At 65.5% G+C, this 12,766-nt stretch carries 15 protein-coding genes; 6 read left to right on the top strand and 9 right to left on the bottom strand.

Translation table 11 applies throughout. The features are described 5' to 3' along the window. Positions 1-567: hypothetical protein (locus KJ554_02465; GenBank protein ID MBU0741200.1), on the bottom strand; the 567-nt coding region annotated here is incomplete at its 3' end. A 139-nt stretch (positions 568-706) separates the two neighbouring features. Between KJ554_02465 and KJ554_02460 the strand changes: the two genes are divergently transcribed. The 3 genes from KJ554_02460 to KJ554_02450 all read left to right on the top strand — a co-directional run bounded on the left by KJ554_02460 (position 707) and on the right by KJ554_02450 (position 2,285). Then, complete coding sequence (locus KJ554_02460; GenBank protein MBU0741199.1) at positions 707-1,210, top strand: DinB family protein; 504 nt, start codon at positions 707-709, stop codon at positions 1,208-1,210. An 8-nt stretch (positions 1,211-1,218) separates the two neighbouring features. Then, entirely contained in the window at positions 1,219-1,698 is a 480-nt protein-coding gene (locus tag KJ554_02455) for a methionine-R-sulfoxide reductase (protein ID MBU0741198.1), read from the top strand. Positions 1,699-1,853: 155 nt separating this feature from the next. Further along, positions 1,854-2,285: a hypothetical protein gene (locus KJ554_02450; protein ID MBU0741197.1), complete on the top strand. Its 432-nt coding sequence runs from the start codon at positions 1,854-1,856 to the stop codon at positions 2,283-2,285. 226 nt (positions 2,286-2,511) lie between these two features. On the opposite strand, the gene KJ554_02445 is transcribed toward KJ554_02450, so the two are convergent. The 8 genes from KJ554_02445 to KJ554_02410 all read right to left on the bottom strand — a co-directional run bounded on the left by KJ554_02445 (position 2,512) and on the right by KJ554_02410 (position 11,444). Next, on the bottom strand, positions 2,512-5,772 hold the full coding sequence (locus KJ554_02445; protein MBU0741196.1) for a glycosyl hydrolase: 3,261 nt from the start codon (positions 5,770-5,772) through the stop codon (positions 2,512-2,514). Positions 5,773-5,777: 5 nt separating this feature from the next. Then, the gene (locus tag KJ554_02440) at positions 5,778-6,320 is read right to left on the bottom strand and encodes a PepSY domain-containing protein (protein MBU0741195.1); all 543 of its coding nucleotides are present in this window, start codon (positions 6,318-6,320) and stop codon (positions 5,778-5,780) included. A 105-nt stretch (positions 6,321-6,425) separates the two neighbouring features. Then, positions 6,426-7,010 carry a hypothetical protein gene (locus KJ554_02435; protein ID MBU0741194.1) on the bottom strand — a complete coding sequence of 195 codons (585 nt, stop codon included), beginning with the start codon at positions 7,008-7,010 and terminating at the stop codon, positions 6,426-6,428. Between the two features lie 365 nt (positions 7,011-7,375). Then, positions 7,376-7,951, bottom strand: coding sequence for a hypothetical protein (locus tag KJ554_02430; protein MBU0741193.1), 576 nt, complete (start codon positions 7,949-7,951; stop codon positions 7,376-7,378). Between the two features lie 176 nt (positions 7,952-8,127). Further along, positions 8,128-8,928 carry a metal ABC transporter permease gene (locus KJ554_02425; protein MBU0741192.1) on the bottom strand — a complete coding sequence of 267 codons (801 nt, stop codon included), beginning with the start codon at positions 8,926-8,928 and terminating at the stop codon, positions 8,128-8,130. Between the two features lie 14 nt (positions 8,929-8,942). Next, complete coding sequence (locus tag KJ554_02420; GenBank protein MBU0741191.1) at positions 8,943-9,884, bottom strand: zinc ABC transporter substrate-binding protein; 942 nt, start codon at positions 9,882-9,884, stop codon at positions 8,943-8,945. 11 nt (positions 9,885-9,895) lie between these two features. Beyond that, positions 9,896-11,035 carry a hypothetical protein gene (locus KJ554_02415; GenBank protein MBU0741190.1) on the bottom strand — a complete coding sequence of 380 codons (1,140 nt, stop codon included), beginning with the start codon at positions 11,033-11,035 and terminating at the stop codon, positions 9,896-9,898. Between the two features lie 79 nt (positions 11,036-11,114). After that, positions 11,115-11,444, bottom strand: a complete 330-nt coding sequence (locus KJ554_02410; protein ID MBU0741189.1) for a hypothetical protein — start codon at positions 11,442-11,444, stop codon at positions 11,115-11,117. A 78-nt stretch (positions 11,445-11,522) separates the two neighbouring features. Between KJ554_02410 and KJ554_02405 the strand changes: the two genes are divergently transcribed. From KJ554_02405 to KJ554_02395, 3 genes are all read left to right on the top strand, one after another. After that, complete coding sequence (locus tag KJ554_02405) at positions 11,523-12,146, top strand: hypothetical protein (GenBank protein ID MBU0741188.1); 624 nt, start codon at positions 11,523-11,525, stop codon at positions 12,144-12,146. A 49-nt stretch (positions 12,147-12,195) separates the two neighbouring features. Continuing rightward, complete coding sequence (locus KJ554_02400) at positions 12,196-12,435, top strand: LapA family protein (GenBank protein MBU0741187.1); 240 nt, start codon at positions 12,196-12,198, stop codon at positions 12,433-12,435. A gap of 88 nt (positions 12,436-12,523) precedes the next feature. After that, positions 12,524-12,685 carry a DUF4332 domain-containing protein gene (locus KJ554_02395; GenBank protein ID MBU0741186.1) on the top strand — a complete coding sequence of 54 codons (162 nt, stop codon included), beginning with the start codon at positions 12,524-12,526 and terminating at the stop codon, positions 12,683-12,685. Positions 12,686-12,766 lie beyond the last annotated feature (81 nt).

Here is a 12,766-nt window from a genome sequence, read left to right as displayed (position 1 = left end):
CGCCACGGCGCAGGCCCGGCTGACGCGGCCGCCGGTCAGCAGCGCCGCCAGCAGCAGCGGTACCGGCAGCCAGAAGACCGCCGCCGGCGTGCCGACGGCGTTCATCAGCGCCACGATGCCCAGCACGCCGATCCCCGCGCCGAACAGATCCGCGGCGTAGAGTCCGGCCACACGGTCGGGATCGCCGCGCAGTATGTTAGCCAGCGCCATGCCGCCGGCGAAGAACGGCAGGTTGACCAGCAGGATCACCGCGACCAGCTCCCGCAACGGCGCCCCGCCGGCGAAGGCGCGGGTGAAGTCGGGCGAGAGCTCGAAGACCAGCACGGGGGCGGCCAGGGCCGCGATCGCGGTGGCGATCAGCAAGCAGTCCAGGCGGCGCGGCTCCGCCAGGACCGGCGCCAGCCGGACAGTCAGTGCGCCGAAGCCCAACCCCATCACCGCCAGCGACAGCACCAGGAACGCGAAGGTATAGAAGAACTCGGCGGAGAAGATCCGCGTCCACGCCAGTTCCAGCGCGATCAGGGACATGGACAGCAGCAGGATCACCACGTGGTTGCGGGATTTCAAGGTCCGCGCCTTTCATGTGTGGGGGAACAGACGGATACCCCTACGTCGAATCAACGTGGTGGTTACGCGTATTCTCGGCGTTATTGGGAAGTTACCAGGTCCCATGCCACGAACCCCAGCGACCCCGGAGGAGCACTTCATGCCATCACCGCGCGATCTGGCCCAGACCCTGGCCATCCAGTTCAACTACACGGCCTGGGTCTTCAACAAGACCCTCGCGGGCGTCACGCACCAGGACAGCCTGGTCCAGCCCGCACCGGCGGGCAACTGCCTCAACTGGGTGGCGGGCCACCTCGCGGCCTCGCGCATGGGCATGCTCGAGCTGCTCGGGCAAGAGACGGTCTGGGACGCCACCTGGCGCGAGCGCTACAGGCGCGGCTCGGCCCCGGTCGCCGGCGGCGACGACGCGGCGGCGTTCGACGGCATCGTGCGCGCCTTCAACGCGTCGCAAGGGGGGATCGTGGCGGGGTTGCCGGCTCTCACCGAGGATCGCCTGGACGAACCGGCCCCCTTCAGCCCGGGCAACGACGAGACCGAGACTGTCGGTTCGCTGCTGGCCGGCCTGGCCTTCCACGAGAGCTACCACTGCGGCCAGCTCGGCTTGCTGCGGCGGCTGCTGGGCAAGGACGGCGTCATCAAGTGAGGTGTGCGATGAGAGCGTTGATCATCCTGTCGGTGTGGCTGCTGGCGGCGGGCGCATGCGCCGGGACAGCGAAGGAGGATTCGATCGTGACCTACAACAAGCTGAGCGAGCAGGAGGCGCGGGTCATCCTGCAGAAGGGCACCGAGCGCCCGTTCTCCGGCGCGTACGAGGAATTCTGGGAGGCGGGCACCTTCATCTGCAAGCGCTGCAACGCGCCGCTGTACAGGTCCGACGACAAGTTCGACGCCCGCTGCGGCTGGCCCAGCTTCGACGACGAGATCACCGGCGCGGTCAGGCGCGAGACCGACCGCGACGGCCGCCGCACGGAAATCATCTGCCGGAACTGCGGGGCGCACCTGGGACACGTGTTCCTGGGCGAGGGTTTCACGCGGAAGAACACACGGCACTGCGTCAATTCTGTCTCGCTGGAGTTCGTGCCGAAAGGCGAGAAGGCGCCAGCCGCAATACCCGGTCCCGAAGAGGAGTGAACCACCTATTCGCATTGAAATATGCAAGTTGCGTATTTGATTCTCGGCGCATATTGACATAGCGATCTCATTTCGATAAACTAGATGTCCCCCTCGTCCGGGTTCTGAAATGTTCAATTTCTGCATCAATCCCGCACGGGCGATGGAGGTGGGCGATGCGCCGGGTCATAATCGTATCAATCCTGCTCTTCACCTCAATATCGAGCGTCGCCCAGGACCAGGACATCATCGGCGTGTACTTCGACGAAGCGGCAGAAACAGCGGTCCGGGTGACGACCGGGCCAAACGAAATCGTTCTATACTGGGTTGCCGTGAAGAACATGAGTGCGACGGAAGATTTCTATGGAATCATTTTCCGCCTGGAAGAGAACGGCATCGGCGTCGGCGGGATGTTTTCACTCATCGGCGCTCAGCCCACAAGCGACTTCCATGGTAATTTCATGTTTTCTGCACAACCGCCAATCCCGGCGCGGGACCTGATTCTGATTTGTGTTGCTCATAGATTCGTACTGGATGCGAACGAGCGCATCGAATTCAATATCCGCCCGACAGACGAACCCCTTTTACCATTCTCCCCAATATACTAAACGGCTGATGGTCAGCTGTACTACCTGATCCCTTCTTCGGGCTCCTATGACAATCCGGTGGCCATCATCAACCCCGACGGCGTGGTATATGACGCCGGTTCGACATGGGGCGAGGTCAAGGACCTCTTCGACTGACCAGCGTCTGAAGCCGAGGACTCTCGAACGGCCGCAAGAAAAGCCCCGCCGCTGTCATCCGTGACGGCGGCGGGGTAGCTGGCAGGGGGAGCTACTTGTCAGCCCTCCACACCGGGGTCCGTCCCGGCGTCCACGGCGCACCCATGGCCTCCAGAAGCGATTCGATCTCTTCCAGTTCGGCGTCGATGCCCTGCAGCCCGGCTTGCACGCGCGGGAAACGCCGCGCCACCACGTCATAGCTTTCGCGGTGGGTGCCGGTCGGGGCGGCGGTCGACTCCCAGCTGCCCCAGACGATGCGGTCGATGCGCTGCGAGAGCGACGGCGGTGTCGGCTCGCTGCGGTCGGCGACGGTGTCGTCGCCTTCGAGCTCGATCAGCAGATCGAGCAACCTGAGTTCGAGTCCGCGCAACGCAGCGTCGACATCCGCCTCCGCGCTGGTCGTATTGAACACCGCGACGCGCAGATGGTCAATACGATCCTGGATCTCGTCGGCCGCGCGCGAAGCGCCGATCACCGCGCGCTGCAGCTCGGCGCAGCGGCGGTGGAAGTCCGCCACCTCCTCGCGGCTGGCCGCCGGCACGGACGCCTCGCCCAGGGGCTTGCACGCGAAGATCCGCGGCTCACCCAGCGGCTGCGCCCGGTCGCCTGTCACCAGCGCCATGCACACGGTGTAGGTCCCGGGCGGCACCAGCGGCCCCGACTCGTCGCCGAGGGACGTACCGGCCGGACCCAGCGAGGGATCGCGCAGGTCCCACACGGCGCGCTGCATCCCGGACGCGTTGCTCGCCTCCAGCCGGCGCACCACTCGGCCGCCGGCGTCGGCGACGGTGAACACGATCCTGGGCTCGAGTTCGCGGTCCTCGGCGCGCAGCGCATCCCAGCCCGGATAGCCGTAGGTCTCTTTCGCCTCGTCGGCCTTCTTCTCCCGCTCGCGACGGACCTCGCGCAGGGTCTTGGTCTTCTCCTTCAGCCAGTAGGTGAAGACCGCGCCGCACGCGGGATTGTCCGCCTGCCAGTACGAATCGCCCCGGCTGCCCTTGGCGTCGCCGCCCATGGGCGTGGCTTCGTGGTAGAGCCAGGCGTCGCGGACCGGGAAGAGGATGGCCGCCTCCCGCTCGAAGCGCTCGGGACTCACGTGCCGCAGGGGCGTGTAGTCGTCGAGGATGTAGATGCCGCGGCCGAAGGTGGCCAGCGCCACGTCGTTCTCGCGGCGCTGCAGGTCCAGGTCGCGCACCGCGATCACGGGCAGGCCGGCCTTCAGCTGCAGCCAGTGCGCGCCGCCGTCGACGGTGAAGAACGCGCCGAACTCCGTGCCGGCGAACAGGAGATCCTGGTTCACGTGGTCCTGCTGGACGACGTGCACGGTGCCCCGCTCGGGCAGGTCGCCGGCGATGCTCTTCCATGACTCGCCGTAGTCGTCGCTGCGCAGCAGGTAGGGCTTGAAATCGCCCTGCTTGTGGTTGTCGAAGCAGGCGAAGACGGTGCCCGCGTCGAACCGTGAAGCCTTCACGTCGCCCACGTACGACCTGTCGGGCACGCCCTTGAACTTGTCGATCCTGCGCCAGGCGGCGCCGCCGTCCTCGGTCACCTGGATCAGGCCGTCGTCGGTGCCGACGTAGATCAGCCCTTCCCGCAGGGGCGACTCGTCCAGGGAGACGAGACTGCCGTAGAACGACGTCGAGCGATTCTTGCTGACCGCGTCCACGCTCCAGATCTTGCCCATGATCTCGAGGGTGTTGCGGTCGATCTGGCGGGACAGGTCGCCGCTGATCTCGCGCCACGAGGAGCCCCTGTCGTCGCTGCGCAGTAGCTTCTGGCAGCCGTAATAGAGGCGCGTGTGATCGTGGGGGCTGATCAGCAGCGGCGAGTTCCAGTTGAAGCGATAGGCGGGGTCGCCCCAGGCGGGCTGGGGCTGGATGTCAACGCCCTCGCCGTTGCGCCGGTCGTAGCGCGCTAGGCCGCCGTACTGGTACTGGCTGTAGACGATGTTGGCGTCGGTGGGATCGACCTGCGTCTCGAAGCCGTCGCCGCCCTGGGTGATGGTCCAGTCGGAGTTGCGCACGCCGTGCACGTTGATCGTGCGGTGCGGCGCGCCCAAGCTGTTGTTGTCCTGGGTGCCGCCGTAGACCCGGTAGAACGGCTCGTCATAGTCCACGTGCACCTTGTAGAACTGGGTGACCGGCAGGTTGGCCTCGAAGTCCCACAGCCCGCCGCGGTCCCAACTCTCGTAAATTCCGCCGTCGCAGCCCACGAGGATGTGGCGCGGATCGGCCGGATCGATCCAGATGGCGTGATCGTCCACGTGCTTCGCGGAGGTCGAGGCGCGCTCCCAGGTGGCGCCGCCGTCCTCGGTGTGGGCGAGCCACGTGTTCAGCGACCAGACCAGATCGGGATCCCGGGGATCTACCGCGATTTCCTGGTAGTATTGGGGGCTGGTGGAGACGTAGTCGCTCATCTTGCGCCAGTTCTCCCCCGCGTCGTCGGAGCGGTAGAAGCCGCTCTCGTCCTCGGCCGCCTCGACGATGGCGTAGAGCACGTCGGGCCGCGAGAGCGCGATGTCCAGGCCGATGCGCCCCAGTTCGACTTCGGGCAGGCCGCGCTGGATCTTGCGCCAGGTCGCGCCGCCGTCGGTGCTCTTGTGCACGCCCGAGCCGGGGCCGCCGTTCAAGAGCGTCCAGACGTGGCGCCGCCGCTGGTACGACACGGCGTAGAGGGTGTCCGGATCGCGCGGGTCGAGGTGCACCTCGCTGACGCCGGTGTCCTCGTCGATGTCCAGGATCTTGACCCAGGCGGCGCCGCCGTCGGTCGTCCTGTAGAGGCCGCGGTCGCCGCCGGCCCGCCACAGGGGTCCCTGTGCCGCCACGTACACCACGTCCGAGTCGCGCGGGTCGACGACGATCATGCCGATGTGCTCGGACTCCTTCAGGCCCATGTTCTCCCAGTACTGGCCGCCATCGACGCTCTTGTAGACGCCGTCGCCGTAGGACACGCTGCGCTGGCTGTTGTTCTCGCCGGCGCCCACCCACACTACCTTGGGATCGCCGGGGTCGAGGGTCACGCAACCGATCGAGTACGACCCCTCGCCGTCGAAGATCGGCTCGTAGGTGGTGCCCGCGTTGACCGTCTTCCAGACGCCGCCCGAACAGACCGCCACGTAGTACTCGGCGGGGTTGTCGGGGTTGACGGCGAAGTCGCCCACGCGCCCCGACATGAAGGACGGGCCGAGCAGCCGGAACTCCAGGGCGGAAAAGGCGCCGGAGTTGAAGCCGTGATCGTCCTCCTTCTCCTCCTTCGCCGGGACGGTCGAGACCCCCAGGACCAGCAGCAGGAACATGGCCAGGATGCGTTTCATCGCGTTCACCTCGTTCGGAGCCCGTCGCCCTGCGCGGCGAGGCGCCGGCGGCGGGACTGTCTGGACTTGGGTTGCAACCAGATGTAGAGGCCGCTGCACAGCAGCAGCAGCAGGGCGGCCGACGCGGCCGGCATCAGCCAGCCGTGGGCCCACTCCCCGTAGAACGACCCGTCGTGCAGGTCCTCGATGAGATCGCTGCGCCGCGTGGCGACGCTCAGCACGGCGCCCGTGACGGCGTCGACCTGGATCTCGCCGTGGCCGTGCCCGGAGCGGACCTTGAAGACGCGCTTGCCGGGCCGGAAGTCCACGCGGTCGATGTCGTCCAGGGTGCGAAAACCGGGATGGTCCTGCGCGAAGACCGCGGCGAAGAGGTCCTGGGTGGTAATGAACGCCTCGACGCCGCCGGCCGCGCCCGTCTGCGTGGGCGGCTGGAGCCAGGCGTGGTCCTTCTTGATCAGCAGCAGGAAACCGGTCGCGGCGATGTTGAGGATGACCACGCCCAAGACGATGCCGGTCCACTTGTGGGCGTCTCGGAAGAACTTGTACATGCAGGCGCGGACTCCTTGGGCGACGTGGATCTGGCGAGCCGTTCGAGAATGCAGCAGTTGCGCGCGAAGGGCAATACGCAATCGGCGAGGGGAGGTTCTGGCGCGTTACCTGTAGAGCGTCTTCACCGCGCTCCACGACATCTCGTCGCGCGGGATGACCGCGCACGGATCGCCGCCGTTGATGGCCGCGACGGGCAGATCCCAGGAGCCGCTGGAGGGGTGGAAGGGAAAGCACGTGTCAACCCAAGGATAATAACCGGGGCTGAATTCGCTTTGGGAGTCGGGAACCGGTCCCAGGAAGAACAGGACCTGCTCTTCAGGATCGATGATCGAGCCACTGACATGAACCAGTAAAACGACATCGGCGGGTCCCGGTGGGGCGGGGCATGTTAGGACTATGAAATCCAGCCCGTGGTCATAATAATTGAGTCCGCCTAACTGACCGGCCTGGAGATTCTCAACGGCCTCGCTATTCTCAACTGTGATACTAAACTCATACACTTGAATCGAATGAGATAACGGCGCCACCGCCACATAAGCATCGAATTCCTCCCCGGGAACCTGCGTGTCGAGGCAGTAGACCGTCGCCTCCTCATCGAACCAGATGCCCAGGACATCTTCCTGTATCGGCGTCGGGGTATCACCGAGTGCCGGCTTCGCGACCAGCAGCAAGAACGACAGCAATATCATGTCGGCCTCCGATCATGGCGGCCGGGCGAAGGGCGATGTGAGCGTAGCATGAAGCCAGCGCGGAAACAACCGAGTCGCCGGTCAGTCGTGATCCGCCACCCGCCCTTTCGACCGGGTGCTGCGGGTTGTGCCTTCGTGATCGCGTTCGCTCATCCCATTGATGGACAAGGCCCCGGGTGAGCGCCCCCTGTTGCGGGGGCATCTGCAGGGCCCCGAAGCCAGGAGGGCGGAGGGGGCCCGCAAGTCGAGCGAGCCGGTCACGGGACGTGACCGGTGAGCGCCCCCCGCGACGGGGGGCGCTCACCCGGGGCTTCGGCCCGCCATTCGCGGATGGAAAAAACGATCGCGAAGGCACAACCGAAGCCCTACCTGTACAGCGCCTTCACCTGGCTCCACGACCGCGCGTCGCCGGCGATCGGGCCCAGCGCGATGGACACGCTGTTGTTGGTCTCGTCGCCCTCGGCGTAGACGCCCATGGGGTCCACCGTGGCGGTGGCCATGCTCTCGCCGTGATAGGGCGTCAAGTACTGCTTGGGAGGCATCACGTAGGCGCAGCAGCACAGGTTGCCGCTCAACGGCCAGTTCATGGCCAGGCACGCGCCGTTGGTGAGCCATACGCCGTCGATGTAGATGGGCTCGCAAAAGCCGTCGCAGTTCGGCGGCATCTGCTCGTGGCAGGTGCCCAGGGCCTGTTGCTCCGCCAGCAGCGGCAACGCGCCGAGGAAGTAGTCGTCCAGGTAGAAGCCCACCTCGGTGTCGATGACGCCGAAGGAGCCGTGGGTGGACACGGCGACCTCGGCCGTGAGGGACAGCGTCTCGCCGTCCCATTCCGCGGTGAAATCGGTCATGACGAGATCGGCGGTCTGGGCCGACGCGACTGCCGGCGCGAGCGCCATCCCCAGGATGACCAGCGCGCTCAACGTTAGTGTTCGGTTCTTCATGGTTCTCCTCCCCCTGATTGCGGCGGAATTGCCGCGGTGAAACCGGCTGGCCGACGACGTCCTGGAGAGGAAGCTAAGATGCAGCCCGGGGGCGGGCGCCGCCGGCGCAACCGGCGGTCTGTAGCCGGCGGCCATGCGTCGCCGGCAATCTCCATATTTGGCGCCAGATGTTGATCTTACTTTTTCAGATACGGTTCGATCAACACCTGCGCCCCCAGCAACAGCCCGAAGGTGCAGACGATGGCGGCGCCGGTCGGCAGATCGAGCGCATAGCTCGCTGCCGATCCGATCGCCACCGCCAGCACGCCGACGGCGAGGGTGTAGAGGAACTGGACGCGCATGCCGCCGAACAGGCGCATCCCCATGACCGTGGGCACGACCAGCAGGGTGAAGACCAGCAACACACCGGCGATCTGCACGCTGGACGTCACAACCGTCCCCAGGATCATGTAGAAAAGCAGATCCCAGCGGCGCAGCCGCAACCCGGCAGAGCGTGCACCGCGGGGATTGGTGGAAATGCGCAGCAGGGGCCCGCGCCAGATCCAGAGCAGCAGACCCATCAGGCCATAGAGAGCAGCCGTCTTGAAGAAGACCGGCCAGGTGACCCAGAGGATGGCACCGACGAGAAGATGGCGGATCTCCTCTCCGCCGTGGGGCACCTGCGTCAGCACCAGGATCATCGCCGCGCTGAAGACGGCGTAGATGATGCCGATGTACGCCTCCTGCGGCACGGTGTGATTCCGCGTGCGGGTGCGGGAGATGAGCAGGGCCCCCAGGAAGGTGCTGCCCAGAGCCACGGCCCAGGTAGTCCCCGTGCCGATTTCACCGCCCATGAGCAGGGCGATCGCCACACCGAAGGCGGCTACCTGCGCCAGGGCGATATCCACGAAGATCACGCCGCGGCGGACCACGTGATAGCCCAGGTGCGAATGCATGGCCACCAAGACCAGGGCGGTGGCGATGGGCGCCGCCATCATCTCGAAGAAGCCGTTCATCTCAAGCTCTGCAGTTGCGTTGTCGCCGCGGCAAGGGACCGGCAAATGGTGTCGATGAACGAGATATAGTCGTCCGTGCCGTCGGTACCTCCGGTATGGCCGGGCAAGACGACCAGCGGCGCACCCGAACGCTTGCCCACTTCCTTGGCCGCATCGAGATGGTCCCAGGTCGCCGCGATGATCACGACATCGCCCAGGCGTTTCGCCTTGTCCATCATCTCGTGGACGTGCCGGGGAGACGGAGTGATACCGGGCCGATGCTCGATCTCGCCGATTTTGTCCAGCCCGAGCCAGTCCACTAGATAGGTCCAGTGCTTGTGATAGATCAGAACGTGATGGGCGCGGGCCTTCGCGGTCATCTCCACCCAGCCGGGCAGGTGCTTCTCGATCTCCGCCTTGAACGCCGCGGCTCGGTCCGCGAAGGCCTGGGCGTGGACCGGGTCCAGGTCGGACATGCGCTCGGCCAGCAGGTCGGCGACGGCCTCGGCGTTGCGGGGATCGAGCGTGTAATGGGGATTGCCCAGGGGGTGGATGTCCCCCTCGCTGCGGTCCACGGTCGCCGCGGGCACCTCGAGCAGATTCGAGATCGCCTGCGAGCAGTCCACGTCGCCCCGCGCACCGGGTTTGACGCGCGGGTTGCGCGCCTTCTCGATCAGCTGGGGCAACCAGCCGATCTCCAGTTCCATGCCGTCGTAGACCAGCATGTCCGCCTTGCCGAGCTTGCGGGCCAGCGAGGGTTTCGCGGGCATGAAATGGGGATCGCGGGTCCCGGGGCACAGGGAGATCACGGTCACGTCCTCCCCGCCCACGCTGCGGGCGATGGACGCCAGGTCCGTCAAGGTGGTCACCACGTTCAGCTTCTTCGCCTGCGCCGGCGTTCCGGCCAGCAGAACCGGAACCAGCGCGGCTGCGATCATCAGGGTCATGTATTTTCGCATGGTCCCGCCTCCTAGTAGAGATGCGCCGGATGGGCACCGATGGTGAAGTTCCACTGGATGGAGAAGCGCAGATCCTCGTAACCGTCCTGATCCGTCTCGGCGTAGGAAACCTCGGCCCGCAGGTCGCTGAACTCGCTGGGCGTGAAGGTGACGTTCGCCTTGAACTCGCTGTAGTCGACCAGGCCGTCGGCGTCGAGATTCACCGACTCGAAACCTTCCACCGGAGCGGTGTCCGCGACCTTCCCTCCGCCCAACCCCAGCCACCAGTTCCGCGCGAAGCGATACTGGACGAGGGAATAGGCGCCGACGGGATTACCGACCTTGCCGTCGGGATCCGGCAGGACGACCTCGTTGATCCAGTTGACGGCCGGCCCGTGGCTCAGGGATCCCGAGGACCACTTGTATGTGAGATCCGCACCGTAGACCAGCTGGCGCATCCCGGGTCCGGCCGGTCCCGTCAAGGCGGACAGGCCCAGTTCCAGGGTGGCGTTGTCGGAGACATCCCAGAGATTGATCAGTCGCCCGCCGTACGCCAGGTCGCGATCCTCCCCGTCCAGGATCGCCACGCCGCCGTCGATCCCGTACACCTTCGCCACCGAATACCAGGGGGCCGGAACGGTTGCGGACAGCTCCGCCCCCACATCCGTCAGACCGTGATCGCCCAGGAAGGCCAGCAGCGGCAGCGGGGCGCGCACGAAGGGGAACTGGTGAGTATGCAACGGGGCATGCTTACCGAAGGGCAGGAAGAACTTGCCGATCCGCAGGCCGAGTCCGGCCGGCATGGAGCGGCTGGTCAGGGAGGCTTCCTCGAGATGGACCTCGAAGCCCGCGTGGTGCTCCTCCGCCTTGGCGGCGGCCTCCTCGTGATGTGGCGGGTGGAAGGCGACGATGAGATTGGCCTTCCAGAAGGGATCCACCACGGCGCTGAACTGCATCTCGGCTTCCTGCAGCGCGATGTTGTTCTCCCCGTAGCTGTCGTCGTCCGAGGACGACTGGGCCAGGAAGAGGGCGTTGGCGCTGACGGCGGGATTCATGAGACGCGAGACACCGGTGGCCGTGCTCGAGGCCTGGGCGAACGCTGTTCCGACCGGCCCCGTCGCAACGAGGACCGCTGCGCAGGCGCCGACTACGGTGACGATGAAATGCCGCATGATAAGTGCTCCTTGATTCCGGGACGAAGCGCGTTGCAGGCGCGATGTCCCCACAGTGGTTTGTCGGTATTCACGGGAATCAGGAAGCGACGGGGGGCGCCCGGGAGGGCGGCAGCAAGGGGAGAGATCCGCAGGGCCGGGCGGGAGCTTCGGGTGAAACGACCGGAACGACCGGGACCGAGGGCTCTGGAAGCGCGAAGGGGATCTCGGTCAGCAGCCCCTCGTGGAAGATCGCGCAGGCATGATCGTCGTGCTGATGATTTCTGTCGTCGGCTGTATGGGCCTCGGCTTCCAGCAAATGATGCCGGATGTGGGCATACTCCAGCGTCTCCAGGCTCATCATCAAGACCACGGCGAGCCCGATAGTTGTCCTGCGACCGAAGAAGCACATCCTCGTGGACCCCATCATGCTCCTATACTATGTCCGCATGCGCCCCCATGGCAAGGACGACGGACGTGCAACAATGCGAATCATGAATGACTCCAAGTGACCGACAGGGGAGCCGCCCGGGACAACCTGGTTCTGGTCTCGGCCGACATCGTCAAGTCGTTGCTGGCAAATCTGTTGACGGGGATGGAGATCGGTCGCCGGCTGAGGAGTGGCGCCGCAGACGTCGACGTAACGGTATCCGAGCCCACGCTGGCCCGGACCCCGGCCGAAACGGCCTACTGGCTGATCCCGTTGTTGTTCCTGCCGGCGATTCACGGCGCCTTCGGACCGGCCGGGATGCTGTCGCCGGTTGAGGGCATGGTCTCGTCACTGGTCGGTTTTCTGCCCAACCTGCTGGCCGCGGCCGTGATGCTGGCCGTGGGCTGGTTCGCGGCCCGCATCGTCCAGCGCGTCGCCAGCGGCCTGCTGTCCGCGGTCGGCGTCGATCGTCTGTCGGAGCGCGTCGGTCTGGCCTCGGCTCTCGGCGAAACACCCTTCGCCAAGGTGATCGGCACGGTGATCTGCGCCCTGATCCTGGTGCCGGTGATCTTGGGGGCGCTGAATGCGCTCGCCCTGGAAGCTGTAACCGCGCCCGCCAGCCGAATGCTGGACGCCCCGATCGGCTCCGTACCGCATCTTTTCGCTGGTGCACAAGCTGAGCCAGCCCTGCGTGCCGGTTGAGCCAGGGAGGGGTCGGATAGAAGATGCAACGGAAAACGGGGGGGGTGAAATGGCAAGAGTGAAGCTGATCGCAGCGCTGGTGTCGGTTCCAGTCGTACTCGTCATCGTCTTACAGAACACACAGCCGGTAGAGACCAAGTTTCTCTTTGCAACGCTAACGATGCCACGGACCGCTCTTCTGGCAATTACGATGCTCATCGGCATTGGAGTTGGAATGCTCATCGCACTTGGCTTGTCGGGTAAAAACCCAAGAATAACTGAGAGCCACAACAACGCCTTCAATAGGTAAGCAAGCAGGCGGCACTCCGCACGGCTTACTTGCACCGGTCGGGGTGGGCATTGAGGCTGGGAAATGAGAGAGCTTACTATTTCGACACATAACATGGCCGCTTCATGCGCATCTCCGGCATCGCCCCCAGTTCTCCGAGCTGCTCAAGAGCGCAGGCGTGGACACGGTCAAGGAGCTATGCACCCGCAAGGCGGAGAACTTGGCCGTCAAGTTGGAGGAAGTGAACAACGAGAAGAAGCTCGCCCGCTAGTCCCCTCCCGCCGTCACGGTCCAGAAACGGGTCGCCGCAGCCGACGTGTTGGATCCGCGGATCACCTATCGGATCCGGTCG

It is taken from the genome of bacterium (assembly GCA_018814885.1).
GTDB lineage: Bacteria > Krumholzibacteriota > Krumholzibacteriia > LZORAL124-64-63 > LZORAL124-64-63 > JAHIYU01.
Note: the sequence above shows the minus strand (reverse complement) of the source record. Positions and strands in the feature narration are given on the sequence as shown.